General features: G+C 33.1%; 12 protein-coding genes. 2 read left to right on the top strand and 10 right to left on the bottom strand.

What is annotated here, in order from left to right; all coding sequences use genetic code 11:
* Positions 1 to 83 precede the first annotated feature (83 nt).
* From COC46_RS14025 to miaA, 3 genes are all read right to left on the bottom strand, one after another.
* Positions 84 to 710 carry an FMN-binding negative transcriptional regulator gene (locus tag COC46_RS14025; RefSeq protein ID WP_098810330.1) on the bottom strand — a complete coding sequence of 209 codons (627 nt, stop codon included), beginning with the start codon at positions 708 to 710 and terminating at the stop codon, positions 84 to 86.
* 105 nt (positions 711 to 815) lie between these two features.
* Positions 816 to 1,037 carry an RNA chaperone Hfq gene (hfq, locus tag COC46_RS14030; RefSeq protein WP_056470298.1) on the bottom strand — a complete coding sequence of 74 codons (222 nt, stop codon included), beginning with the start codon at positions 1,035 to 1,037 and terminating at the stop codon, positions 816 to 818.
* 23 nt (positions 1,038 to 1,060) lie between these two features.
* Positions 1,061 to 2,023: a tRNA (adenosine(37)-N6)-dimethylallyltransferase MiaA gene (miaA, locus tag COC46_RS14035; RefSeq protein WP_369700056.1), complete on the bottom strand. Its 963-nt coding sequence runs from the start codon at positions 2,021 to 2,023 to the stop codon at positions 1,061 to 1,063.
* Positions 2,024 to 2,221: 198 nt separating this feature from the next.
* On the opposite strand from miaA, the gene COC46_RS14040 reads away from it, so the two are divergent.
* On the top strand, positions 2,222 to 4,048 hold the full coding sequence (locus COC46_RS14040; RefSeq protein WP_098810332.1) for a dihydroorotate dehydrogenase: 1,827 nt from the start codon (positions 2,222 to 2,224) through the stop codon (positions 4,046 to 4,048).
* A 32-nt stretch (positions 4,049 to 4,080) separates the two neighbouring features.
* Positions 4,081 to 4,944, top strand: coding sequence for an aminoglycoside phosphotransferase family protein (locus COC46_RS14045; protein WP_098810333.1), 864 nt, complete (start codon positions 4,081 to 4,083; stop codon positions 4,942 to 4,944).
* A 161-nt stretch (positions 4,945 to 5,105) separates the two neighbouring features.
* On the opposite strand, the gene COC46_RS14050 is transcribed toward COC46_RS14045, so the two are convergent.
* The 7 genes from COC46_RS14050 to COC46_RS14080 all read right to left on the bottom strand — a co-directional run bounded on the left by COC46_RS14050 (position 5,106) and on the right by COC46_RS14080 (position 13,484).
* Positions 5,106 to 6,422, bottom strand: coding sequence for an APC family permease (locus tag COC46_RS14050; protein WP_369700057.1), 1,317 nt, complete (start codon positions 6,420 to 6,422; stop codon positions 5,106 to 5,108).
* 63 nt (positions 6,423 to 6,485) lie between these two features.
* A complete protein-coding gene (gene tdcB, locus COC46_RS14055) occupies positions 6,486 to 7,493 on the bottom strand; it encodes a bifunctional threonine ammonia-lyase/L-serine ammonia-lyase TdcB (RefSeq protein WP_098810335.1) in 1,008 nt (335 codons plus the stop codon).
* A gap of 152 nt (positions 7,494 to 7,645) precedes the next feature.
* On the bottom strand, positions 7,646 to 8,608 hold the full coding sequence (locus COC46_RS14060) for an L-threonine 3-dehydrogenase (RefSeq protein WP_098810336.1): 963 nt from the start codon (positions 8,606 to 8,608) through the stop codon (positions 7,646 to 7,648).
* A gap of 47 nt (positions 8,609 to 8,655) precedes the next feature.
* Entirely contained in the window at positions 8,656 to 9,849 is a 1,194-nt protein-coding gene (locus tag COC46_RS14065) for a glycine C-acetyltransferase (RefSeq protein ID WP_098810337.1), read from the bottom strand.
* Positions 9,850 to 10,756: 907 nt separating this feature from the next.
* A complete protein-coding gene (locus tag COC46_RS14070; RefSeq protein ID WP_098810338.1) occupies positions 10,757 to 11,947 on the bottom strand; it encodes an MFS transporter in 1,191 nt (396 codons plus the stop codon).
* Positions 11,948 to 12,046: 99 nt separating this feature from the next.
* The gene (locus COC46_RS14075) at positions 12,047 to 13,147 is read right to left on the bottom strand and encodes an alkene reductase (RefSeq protein WP_098810339.1); all 1,101 of its coding nucleotides are present in this window, start codon (positions 13,145 to 13,147) and stop codon (positions 12,047 to 12,049) included.
* A 73-nt stretch (positions 13,148 to 13,220) separates the two neighbouring features.
* Positions 13,221 to 13,484, bottom strand: a complete 264-nt coding sequence (locus tag COC46_RS14080; RefSeq protein WP_098810340.1) for an ArsR/SmtB family transcription factor — start codon at positions 13,482 to 13,484, stop codon at positions 13,221 to 13,223.
* Positions 13,485 to 13,589: the final 105 nt, after the last annotated feature.

Consider the following 13,589-nt stretch of genomic DNA (forward strand, 5'->3'; position numbering starts at 1 on the left):
ATGCTGGGCGCACGTAAAAAGGAGTTATGATGAATCATCATAACTCCTTTCGTATGTAATCAAATTGCTAATTCAAGGCATTTTTATGATTTAACGTTAATTTTAGCTTTCATAAGTTCAGCAATTTCTTTAGAAGAATATTTTTCTTCATTTTGCAAAGCTGTGATCACTTTTTCTCTTCTTTCAATTGAATGATTTTGACTTAATTTCTTTTTACCTATTAACTCTGTGACTTCAATTTTTAGGCACACTATTCCTGAAAGTAATTTCTCAACATATTCTGAGTGGTCTTCATATTTCCAAGGATTTGATTGCCCTTTTTCATAGTAATCTGTTGTTCTTAATACGATTTGTCTCATTTCGTCCTGATTTTCAATTGTAGTTACTTTTCCATATGCATGGATTGCTGTATAGTTCCAGGTTGAAACAGTATTTTTTTCTTCATACCATGAAGCAGAAACATATGCATGTGGTCCAGGAAAGATGATTAAACATTCCTTTCCATTTATCGTTTTCCATTGAGGATTTGGCTTAGCTAAATGTGTAATTAACATTAAGTTTTCTTCCTCTTCATGGATGATAAATGGTAGATGAGTTGCTTCTATTTTTGCTTGGTCGTTATTGGACAAAAATATTCCGAAACTATTTTTCTTCATTTCAGCAATTACTTTTAGTAAATCCGTTTCTTTAAATTCTTTTGGAACGTACATTTAAATACTCCTTTTAGTTTACATAATATTATTATGTGATATTTAGGTTTGTTAAATTAAAAAAGAGCACTGACCATATGATCAATGCACTTTTTTCTATCTATTTTACATTTCAATTTGTACATTTTTAGATGGTACAAATGTTGAAATTGCATGTTTATATATTAATTGTTGTTTTCCTTCAACATCTAACAATACCGTAAAGTTATCAAAGCTTTTTACTTTACCTTTGATTTGAAATCCATTTAGTAAAAATACTGTAACCGCTAGATTGTCTTTACGTAATTGGTTTAAGAACTGATCTTGAATGTTGATTGATGTTTTCATGTACTTTTCCTCCTCTTCTACCTCTACATATATTTATTCGAGATGAAATAGCCCTTTCCTTCAAGTAGAGCTAAAATTTCCAGTTTTTTTATATCAAAATTATGTCCATCCATTTCAAACCAATGGATGTTCATTTTATTTCTAAACCAAGTCATTTGCCGCTTTGCATATCTTCTTGAGCTTTGTTTAATTAAATCAATTGCTTCCTCTTTTGTTAATATTCCATCAAAATAATCGTAAAGCTCTTTATAGCCAATCGCTTGCACAGATTGACAATTTCGAATTCCTTTGTCGTAGAGCATTTTTGCTTCATCTACAAGTCCTTCTTCCATCATTAGATCAACTCGTAAATTAATTCGATTGTATAGCAGCTCTCGATCCATCGTTAGTCCAATTATTTCTGCATCATATAAATACTCAGGTTCTTTTTTAAATGCAGTCTCCGAAAATTTTTGTCCTGTCAATTTGAATACCTCAATTGCACGGATCACTCTTCTGACATTATTCATATGTATTTGCTTAGCACTTTCCGGATCAATTTCCTTTAATTGATCATGTAAAGCTTTATTCCCGTAGGCCATCGCGTAGCCCTCTAATTGGTTTCTTAAAAGCTCATCACCTTCTTGCTCAGCAAATTCATATTTTGTTAAAACACTTTGGATATATAATCCAGTTCCACCAACAATAATTGGAATTTTACCTCGATTAGCTATTTCTTGAATTTTTTCTCTAGCTAATGTTTGAAAATCAGCAACTGTAAATGCATCTCTTGGATCAAGGAAATCGATTAAATGATGAGGGATTCCTTCTTTTTCCTCTTCTGTAATTTTAGCTGCTCCAATATTTAATTCTTTATAAACCTGTGTTGCATCACCATTAATAATTTCTCCATTAACAGCTTTTGCAAGTTCAATACTTAGTTTTGTTTTACCTACAGCAGTAGGACCAACGATGACTATCACTTTTTGCATATTTACCATTGTTATCACATATACGCCTTTCTATACAACCTTTTCCTTACTTGTCCTACTAATTTTGAAAGTAGATAACTCTTATTATTTATACCATATTTATACAAAAATTCCAATATATTGTGAATAGGTTCACAAAAATATAAGAAAGTGTTTTCAATTTATTATTGTCAAAGTAAACTATAAGTATCTTAATAAAAATGAGGTAATTCTATGCCTGATTGGTCTTATCATACAATATTTAAACCAATGCTTTCAAAGCTTCCTTCAAATGTTTCAAGAGAATTTATACATAAAAGCATGAATAAAATCTCAAAGATTCCATTTGGTTCAAATTTAATTGAATTTCTTGGACATTTAAAGACTGACAGTTCCCTTGAATACGAAATTCATAATTTAAAAATTAGTAATCAAATTGGATTGGCCTCTAAAATTGACCCAGGTCTTTCGGGCACAAATGCTTTTATGAATTTAGGATTTGGCGTGATCGAAATTGGTCCTATTTCCATTACTGGGTCCAATACACTCGAGAGTCCACTTGTTGATTTAAAACTTAATCAAGTGATTGGATATGATGAAAACAAGGCATTAACTATGGAACAAACAATCGCTAAAATATCAAAATTAAATAAAAAGGTTCCCATTTTTGCTAGAATTGATGGAAGCTTTGAAGAATTTAAAATGATTGAATCGAAGCTTGCAAATTATGTTGATGCATTCATCATCAACTCTAAATTAGCTAAAGATTTATTTGCGTTTAATTGGAATTGTCTCAAAAAACCTATTTGTCTATCAATTTATTCAAATGAAATAGATGAGTTTTTTAAGTATGAAAATCGCATAATCGATTCCATATTAATCGAAGAGATTCCCGTTTTTTCTAATTTAGAACAAAAAAATTATTTAATTAGTGCAATTCAAAAATTTAAATCAAAACAATTTATGAAGCCTATTTTTACTAAAGGTGGAGTAGTTGAACCGATTGATGCTATAGAATTAATTGATCATGGAGCGTCACTAGTATTTCTAACTCATGGATATGTCACCAGCGGTCCTGGTTTACCGAAACGGATCAATGAAGCGTTAATGTATCGAAGCAAAAATACGAGTACTAGTATAAGTGACGGATGGATTTGGTACTTTCTTTTCGGACTTTTCATGTTTATAGGTGGATTACTAGCTCTAATAATAAGTCTAACTACCATACTCCTTCCATATGACGAGCACTTTTTAACGGTTAATCGTAATGCAATTTTACAGTTTAATGATCGAATACTCCCTTTTATGTCACATGATCGGATGACACTTGCAGGAACAATTATGTCGGGTGGAATTCTATTCATGTCACTAGCAAGAAATGGTATTAAACATCATTATCATTGGGCAAAGAAAGCTTCAGATACTAGTGCAATCGTAGGTTTTTTAACTATATTCTTATTTATAGGGTTCGGGTATTTTGACTGGTTACACGCATTATTTTGGTTAGTTTTATTAGTACCATTCTTAATTGGAGTTTATAAAACGAAGGGATTAAATAGAAGTCCAGAATCTGAAAATTTAACGAATCATAAAGTTTGGAAAACTAGTTTAATAGGTCAATTATTTTTTATTATATTAGGATTTTCTATTATTATTGGCGGTTGTATTATTTCATATGTGGGCGTTACTACTACCTTCGTTAAAACGGATTTAACTTATTTATGTATAACCCCTACCGAATTGAATGAATTTAATCAGCATCTAATTCCTGTTATTTCACATGACCGAGCTGGATTTGGTGGTGGATTAATAAGTGTAGGTTTACTAGTTCTCATGATTTCATTATGGGGTTTCAGACAAAATCAAAGGTGGATTTGGTGGAGTTTATTTTTAGGCAGTTTACCTGCGTTTATAACTGCATTTGCAGTCCATTTTATGATTGGATATACAGATTTTTATCATCTATTACCTCCTATTATTGCAAGCGTGTTTTTATTGGTTGGGGTCTTTAGATCTTATAAATTTTTGAATTTCAAAGCGGAAGACTTTTATGGGAAATAAATAAATCTTAGAATTGATGGGAGAAAAGAAAAATGTTAAATCGAGTCATTCAACAGTTTGGATTACAAATAATAGCTATTAATGAGGTTGAAGACTCCTTTAGTTCAACAGTTTATAAATGTACTTTATCTAATAGTGAAAATGTTTTTTTGAAAATTCCTTATTCGAAATTGAAATGTCAGAGGGAATTAGAAGCCTATGAAATTTTAAAAGGAAGTGTTTCCATTCCTGTAATGTTAGATTATTGGTCTGGTGACGAAGAGTGTGTTGGTGCATTTTTATTGTCTGAATTAAAAGGAAGCCCGTTATCATCTAAGGCATCCCCAACAGTTGCGTACCAAGTCGGGGTTTTTCATGCAAAAATGCACTCTACTCGTCCACCTGCAAATAAAGTGTTAACAGGAATAAAAAATGAGTTTCCGAATTGGTCAAATTTTGTTGAACATCAATTTTATAGTTTTGCTGAAGATGTAAAAGACATTCTAGATAAACAATTATATAATAAATCCATTGAAAAATTTGAAAAGATGAAACAACAGCTCCCGTCTCCAGATGGACCAAGCTTTGTACATATGGATTTTCGTCCAGCAAATATAATTGTTAATAATGAAAAAGTTTCAGGAATCATCGATTTTGAAAGCGTAAGATTTGGTTCAACAGATATGGACTTTACCAAACTGTATCGTGATTTTTTAAGTTTTGATGTAAATTTGTATAATGCATATAAAGAAGGCTATAACAATGTCAGACCATTGATTGATTTAGAAAATGTATTACCCTTCTATCAATTTACTGATGCTTTTAATAGTATTGGATGGTGTAACCGTCGAGGCATAGAGAAAAACGCTTTATTTCTAGAAGAAAATTTAGCAAGATTAAAAAAATGGATACTTTAATCTATTGGTGAATTTCATCTACTTGTAAAGGGATGTACTTCACCTAATGGGATGATTTAGTTGAATAACATAATCGGCTGTATAGTCGATTTTTTTATTGTGATAATACAGTAGGTTCACTAGCGCTAGCTGACAAAAAGGTAGGAGAATCCCCTACCTTTTCAATCATCATCGATCGCAATATGTTTACTTCGTAATATGTAATAAACCGGTAGTCCAATTAAAGTTAAACCTATTCCCCAAAAAGCTAATATTGTTTGCGTTATTAGTGTATTAACGACAATAAAGATTCCACCAATTATTGCGATCGAGAGCACTATTGGTAAAAATGGTACTTTATATGGTCTTTTTAAATCAGGTTCTCTTTTTCGTAAAATATAAACTGCTATAAATGTTAATGTATAGAATATCCAAATGACAAATACTAGCATGTCAGTTAATAAGTCAAATCCACCTATAAACATCATAAAAATGGCAACTATTAGGATAAACAGACCAGCATTATATGGGACTCCTGTTTTCGAAAGTTTTGCAAACCATCCACTAAAAGGAAGCTTTTGTTCTCTAGCCATTACGTATGGAACCCTCATTCCTGTCATTGTATAGCCATTAATCGTACCAAATACAGAAATTAAAATTCCTATTAAAACAAGTTTCCCTCCAAAATTACCGAATAAAACTTTCGATACTTCAGTCGCAGGCGTCGATGTTCCTGCTAATTGTTCGGCCGTTAATACAAATAAAAAGGCTATGTTAACTAGTAAATACACAGCCATTACAGCTGCTAAACCAAATACGATTGCTTTTGGTAAATCATTTTTTGGATTTTTCATTTCTCCTGCTATATTTCCAACTAGTATCCAGCCATCATAAGCAAACATCGTCGCAAGTAATGCTGAACCAAGAGCTGGTAAAAAACTCCGATCACTTCCTACTTCTATTGGAAAAAGTTGAAAAGACACATCCCCTTCGTGTAATAATCCAAATATTATTAAAATCGCTAAAGGTATCAATTTACAAAATGTAAATAGTGATTGAATGCTACCTGCAGTTTTTGCTCCTAAGAAATTCATGAATGTAATAAAAGTTGCAGTCACTACTGCTATAAGCGTAACAGTAAATTTATTTGAGTTGGCATTAACTCCGAATATTGAAACTGCTTGCGTACCAAATATGATTGAAAGTGCAGCAATATTAGCTGGAAAATAAATGATTGTTTGTGCCCATCCGAGTAAGTAGGCTGTCATATCTCCGTAAGTATGCTTTAAATATGCTATCATTCCTCCTGTTTTAGGAATTGCTGCAGCAAGTTCAGCACCCGATAAACCAGCGCAAATTGTTATGAAACCGCCAATTATCCAAGCTAATAGTCCTAAGCTAGCAGTTCCAGTTGCGCCATATACAGCTGTAGCTTTAAAGAAAACTCCACCACCAATAACAGTTCCAATTACGGTAGTTAAAGCTGCTACAAAGCCCATTTCTCTTCTTAGTTTATTTTCTGTCAAGGTGACCACCCATTCTTTTCACTGTAAATAAAGAGATCATTTTACTTCATTTCCAAAGAAGTGTTCACAAACACTAGATATTCTTTCTAAGTCAACATTCCCACCTGAAATAATAGCTACTACTTTTTTATCTTTTATATATTTAGATGCTTTTCCTGATAGAATTACAGCTGTAGCTAGCGCACCAGACCCCTCTACTACTGCTTTTCCTCGCTGTAATAAATCTTTCATCGCTAATTCTATTTCCTCCTCACTCACAAGGACTATTTCGGTTACTAATTCTTTCACGACTCCAAATGTTAACTTCCCAGGTACTTTTACTGAACATCCATCTGCCATTGTTGGGGCAACATAGTTACTTACTATTTCATTCGCATCTATTGATGCTTTCATTCCATGAACATTTTCAGCTTGTACACCTATAATATTGATGGAAGGATTAAATGATTTTAGTGCAACAGAAATTCCAGAAATGAGTCCACCACCACCAATTGGAACAATTACAGTATCAACATCCCAGAGATCATCTAAAATTTCGATACCAATCGTCCCCTGACCAGCCATAATATATATATCGTCATAAGGATGTATGAAAGTTTCACCAGTTTCATCTCGTACTTTAGCGCAATAGTCTTTGGCATCATCAAATGTTTCACCGTGTAAAATGATATTTGAACCGTATCCTTCTGTTGCTTGAACCTTTGCTTTTGGAGCAGTAGAAGGCATTATGATTTTGCTTTTAATATGTAATAGCTTTGATGATAATGCCACACCTTGTGCATGATTACCTGCCGAACATGCGATAATACCCTTACGTCTCTCTTCCTCTGTTAAATGTGAAATCTTATTAAATGCACCGCGAAATTTAAATGATCCTGTTAATTGCATATTTTCAAGCTTTAAATAAATTTCTCCATCTGACTTTGAAGTTAAATAATATGATTTTACTAATGGAGTTTTACGTACATTGCCTTCTAAAAGTTCATAGGCCGTTTTAATCTCTTTAATCGTTAATGGTAATGACTTATCTTCTAAATTATTCATATCCCAACATCCTTTTTATCAACATTTCAATGTATCATTTTTGATCCTTGATAAAATAAGTTTGTGTCAAAGTAGATCACAAAATACCAAAAACAGGAATAAGGAGAGTTTAGGGGAAAAGAAAAAGAAGGAGATAAGTCTCCTTCTTTTAATTAAGCTTGAGTTACGTTTAACTTTGCAGCTAATTTATTTAACATATCTTCAGACATACGATCTAAATCAAATTTTGGATCGAAGCCCCACTCTTCTTTTGCAGCTGAAGAGTCTATTGAATTTGGCCATGAATTTGCAATTCCTTGGCGAATAGGATCAATATCAAAATCTATAGTAAATTCAGGGATGAATTTACGAATTGATGCAGCAATTTGAGTTGGTTCAAATGACATCGCTGAAATATTAAATGCATTACGATGTTTTAATTTTGATGGATCTGCTTCCATTAATTTAATAATGGCATCGATTGCATCAGGCATATACATCATATCCATGTATGTTCCTTCACCAATAAATGAAGTATACTTCTTATTTTTTAATGCTTCATAATAAATATCTACAGCGTAATCTGTTGTTCCTCCACCTGGTACTGTATCGTAAGAAATTAAACCAGGGAAACGAACACCGCGAGTATCTACTCCAAATTTTTCAAAGTAGTAATCACATAATAATTCACCTGCTACTTTTGTAACACCGTACATAGTAGTTGGGCGTTGGATTGTATCTTGTGGCGTATTATCTTTTGGAGTCGTTGGTCCAAAAGCGCCAATTGAACTTGGAGTAAAGAATTTTAAGTTTAATTCTCTTGCAACTTCAAGTGCATTAACTAATCCACCCATATTTAAGTCCCAAGCTAATGTAGGCTTTGCTTCTGCAACGGCTGATAATAAAGCTGCTAAATGAATAAATGTATCAACATCATACTTTTTAGCAATCTCTAGCATTTTTTCTTTATCCATTACATCTAAAATTTCAAAATGACCAGTTTCTAAAATTGGGCTTCCTTCAAGACGGCGAATATCTGTCGCAACAACATTATCAGTACCGTATTCACTTCTAAGACGCATAGTTAATTCTGAACCAATTTGTCCAAAACAACCAGTAATTAATATTTTCTTCATTCCTTTGTCCACCTTATAGTAATAAAATATCGAATTTAATTTTTATATTATTTAATAACGTTTAATTCTCGACCAACTTTTTCATAAGTAGCTAAAACTTCATCTAGCATTTCTTTAGTATGCGCAGCAGTTGGCATATTACGTATACGACCTGTTCCTAGTGGTACTGTTGGAAATACGATTGACTTCGCGTAAACTCCCTCTTCGTATAAACGCTTAGAAAACTCTTGAGTAAGATTTTCGTCACCGATAATACATGGTGTAATTGGTGTTTCAGAATCCCCGATATTAAAACCTAGTTTTGATAATCCAGCTTTTAAGTAATTTCCATTTTCCCAAAGCTGATCAATTTTTTCTGGCTCTTCAGACATAATACGAATTGCTTCAATACATGCAGCAGCATTTGCTGGAGTTAATGAAGTTGAGAATAAGAAAGGACGTGCACGCACTTTTAACCAATCGATTAATTGTTGTGAACCAGCTACATATCCACCTACAACTCCGACTGCTTTAGAAAGTGTACCAATTTGGAAATCAATTTTATCTGATAATCCGAAATGTTTAACAGTACCAGCACCCTTACCCATAACACCAGAACCATGAGCATCGTCAATATATGTAATTAAGCCAAATTCCTCAGCAATTTTTACGATATCAGGAATATTTGCTACATCGCCATCCATCGAGAAAACACCATCAGCAATATACATAACTTTCTCATATAAACCACAAGTTGTAGCTTCTTTTGCTTTTTCACGTAAATCATCCATATCTTGGTGTTTTACACGAATAATTTTAGCACCTGAAAGTCTGCAACCGTCAATAATTGAAGCGTGGTTTAATTCATCAGATAGGATTGCATCTTTCTTTGTCATAACAGCTGAAATTGCACCCATATTACAGTTAAAACCAGATTGGAATGCGATAGCAGCCTCTGTATGTTTAAATTCTGCAATAGCTTTTTCAAGTTGATCATGAATATCCATCGTACCATTAATTGTACGTACTGCTCCTGCACCTACGCCGTATTTTTCAGTTGCTTCAATAGCAGCTTGTTTTAAACGTGGTTCAGTTGCAAAGCCTAAATAGTTATTTGAAGAAAGATTTATAAATTTTTTCCCACTAATTTGAATAGTAGCTTCGTTAGAACTTTCTAAAGAGTTAATCTCATTATAGAGCCCCTTCTCTTTTAACTCAGTTAACTGTGGAGTTAAAAATGCTTCTAATGCCTTACTTGACATAAATACCAGCTCCTTAATTATGTTTATTTATTTAAAAGGAGTAAGCCCCCATTTTTATATTTACTACTTACTATTAAATAAATATAAAAAATTATCGTTTTATTATTTTCCATTTTTGAAAGATAAATTTAAATATGTACTTGTAACAATTTACTAATTTGAGGCTTTCCGAATTCAATTATAAATCGGTTACAATGCATTAGGAATACTTTTATTCAAAATTTATTCGAAAAAGGTTGAATTTAATTTATTATAAAAATTCGTATAATTCTAATATTATTTGTTTGGTTTATTTAGTAAAACAAATAGTTCAATATAAGAAAATTCAGAAAATAAATAACTAAAAGAAAATAGACCACAATTTGTGGCCTCACATTGATGAAAAGAGTGACAATCAATTAGCAATTTACCAAAGTAAAAGAAGTTGAGTGAAGTTGATTTCCACTATAGATTGCTCACTTTCTATGGAGCGAGATTCTTGAGTCTTTTCGGCGCTAAGTGTGGGCAAGTAATAAAGAGGATCTCTCTATGAGTTAGATTTTTCTCTTGTTCTCACTTTTTTTCTTACTCATGAATCCCCTATGAGTAAGGTATTTTCTTTTTCTCGCTTTTTTCTTACTCATGAACCTCCATGAGTTAGACATTTTCTTCTTCCAGCTGTTTTTCTTACTCATGAACCCTCTATGAGTTAGATTTTTTCTTTTTCTCGCTATTTTTCTAACTCATGAGCCTTCATCAGTTAGATTTTTTCTTCTTCCAGCTGTTTTTCTAACTCATGAACCCTCTATGAGTTAGATTTTTTCTTCTTCTCTCTTTTTTTCTAACTCATGCCCCTCCATGAGTTAGATATTTTCTTCTTCCAGCTGTTTTTCTAACCCATGAATAGGTAATTTTATATCCAACCAAATTATGCTCTAATTTGTGTTCCAACGTTTTGTCTAGTTTTCTTTTCATTCATTAAGTAATGCGATAATCCAAACGTGATGATTAAAGAAACCATAACAGGTATCGAGCCCATCCATGTAATTGATTTAATGGAAAGTTGACTAACTGCAAGCCCGCCGATTGCTGCACCAAAGGCGAAGCCAAGTTGCATCATGGACTGATTTAATCCTAATAAAACATCTGATGATTTTGGTGAAATCGTTGCTAAGTTAAATTGTTGTGTTGCCCCAGAAGACCATCCAGAAAATGACCATAATGTAAGGATAATGATCACGGTATTGATTGAACTTGTAATAAAAGATAATAAAATGATTGATAAAATATTAAGCACTAGTCCTCGTTTTAAAGTAAGGGTAATCCCCCACTTGTCTGCACTAAATCCCCCGAATTTAGAACCAATTAGGCTTGCTAAGCCAAGTATCAATAACGCGAAACTTAAAACGTGATCGCTCATCCCAGTAGTTTGGATAAGATACGGTGATAAATAAGTAAAAATGATTCCGTAGCCGCTCATTAAGAAAAACGTAATAGATAAAGCTAATGCAATTTTTGGTTTTTTAATCATTGCAATTTGTTGTAATAGTGGAATCGGTTGATCACCATGAGTTTGTGGAATCGTTTTAACAATAACTGCTAAAGAGATTAATACGAATATTGCAACTCCAAGAAAGACTAATCTCCAATCATAGGCAGAAGCTATAAATCTACCTATTGGGACACCTATTATTAATGAAGCAGTAAACCCCATGACAACTGTTGCAATTGAGCTTGCCTTTTTATCTGCTGGTGCTATTTTAGCTGCCAAGCTTAGTACTGTGACTACCGTAACTCCAGCACTTAAAGCCATAATTATGCGAGCAACCATAAATAAACCGTATCCCGGTGCAACTACTGCTAATAAGTTCCCTAAAATAAATACACTTAGAGAAAATAAAAGTAACTTTCGGCGTTCCATTTTAGCAACTACCGCCATTAGGATTGGTGTACCGATTGCATAAATTAGTGAATATACTGTAATAAGTTGACCTGCAGCTTCGATAGAAATTCCAAGTTCATTCGCCATTTTATCCAAAATACCTGAAATTACATATTGAGAAGTTCCGACTAAAAAACTAATCATTGCTAAAATATAAATTTTTCCTTTATTAGACATAAAAAAATCCCTTCCATGTTAATTTCGTATTTCTATAAATACCGAAATAATATTTTTTAGAAAAGGAAGCTCCTTAAGCTTCCTACTTATTTTGATACATTAGATTAAAACATTTAAATGCTTTTTAGCATCATATTGTTCAATATCTTCACCATTTTTCAAGCGGTGTAAAAGATCTGGATTAGAAATTAACGGACGTCCGAACGCAGCAACATCGATTGTTCCTTCGATTATAGCTTTTTCTGCCATTTCTGGATCTAAAGTTCCTACTCCGACAATCGCTCCATCCCAGTATTTTCGTACAAGCTGATGCATAGTTTTACCATCTGCAAGAACACGATCAAATTGCATAATTGAAGGGTGTAATAAAGTTGCTCCAACTTCTTTGAACGCATCAATAAATGTGCGAATAGCGTATTCAGGATTTTCCCACATATATGCTGAAATATCGGCTTTATGAGCAGAAAATCGAATCATCGTTCTTTCAGTACCAATTGCATCGATAACTGCTTTAATAACTTCTTTCATAAACGTTAATCTTTGTGGAAGTTCACCACCGTATTGATCTGTACGGTTGTTTGAAATATCTGAATTAAATTGATCAATTAAGTATCCGTGTGCAGCATGAATTTCTACTCCATCAAAGCCAGCTTCAATTGCATTTTTAGCTGCCTGTGCATATTGGTTTATTGCTTCCTTTATATCCTCAATTGTCATTTCTTCAGGAATATCATATGGCTTACGATAACGAGAAACTAAACCTTCTGCACGAATTGCTGATGGTGCTTGAGGTGGCATGTTACCGGCTAATTCGTGATGAGATAAGCGTCCTACGTGCCAGATTTGTGAAATCATTGTGCCACCCTCTTTATGAACAGCATCAGTTACCTTTTTCCAAGCATTAATTTGTTCCGCCGAATAGATTCCTGGAATACCTGGGTAACCTTTTCCACGTGGACTAATGACAGTTCCTTCAGAAATAATTAATCCTACTCCATCTGCAGCTCGCTTACGATAATACTCAACTACATCTTCTCCAACTACACCAGTTTGATCATCTGCAAAGCATCTTGTTAATGGGGCCATTGCAGTACGACTACGTAAATTCCAAGCACCAATTTTTACTGGTTCAAAAAGTTTACTTCTCAAACCATTTTGTAATTTTCCCCAACTAGTTTCTGCTTTACTTTCTATACTCATATCCGGTTCCCCCTTTTATTATTCGGTATTTCTATAAATACTGAAATAATAAATAAAATATTACCGCTTTATTTTAAAGTAAAGCGGGTGCATATTGTTCCAAAACTTCACGTTGTAAACTATAGTATCTAAAGGTACCCTCTTTGCGGACCATTAATAAGCCGCAATCAAGTAATGGTTTTAAATGATGTGTCAATGTAGAATTGGCCGATACCTTTATTTGATTTTTCATTTCCAGACAAGCTAATTCCGATTGCTTAGCAAGAATTTTAACAATTTGCAAACGAGTTGGCTCTCCTAATGCTTTATAAACCTTTACTGCAATATCATCGTTCACCACATTAACCTCCTTTCAAACACCAGCTCTTATTTCAGTATTTCTAGAAATATTGTATTTTATCGAATTCTTGATGTCAAGAGACATGATTTTTTTAGCGTACAA

This window comes from Bacillus sp. AFS041924 (assembly GCF_002577195.1).
Taxonomy (GTDB): domain Bacteria; phylum Bacillota; class Bacilli; order Bacillales; family Bacillaceae_G; genus Gottfriedia.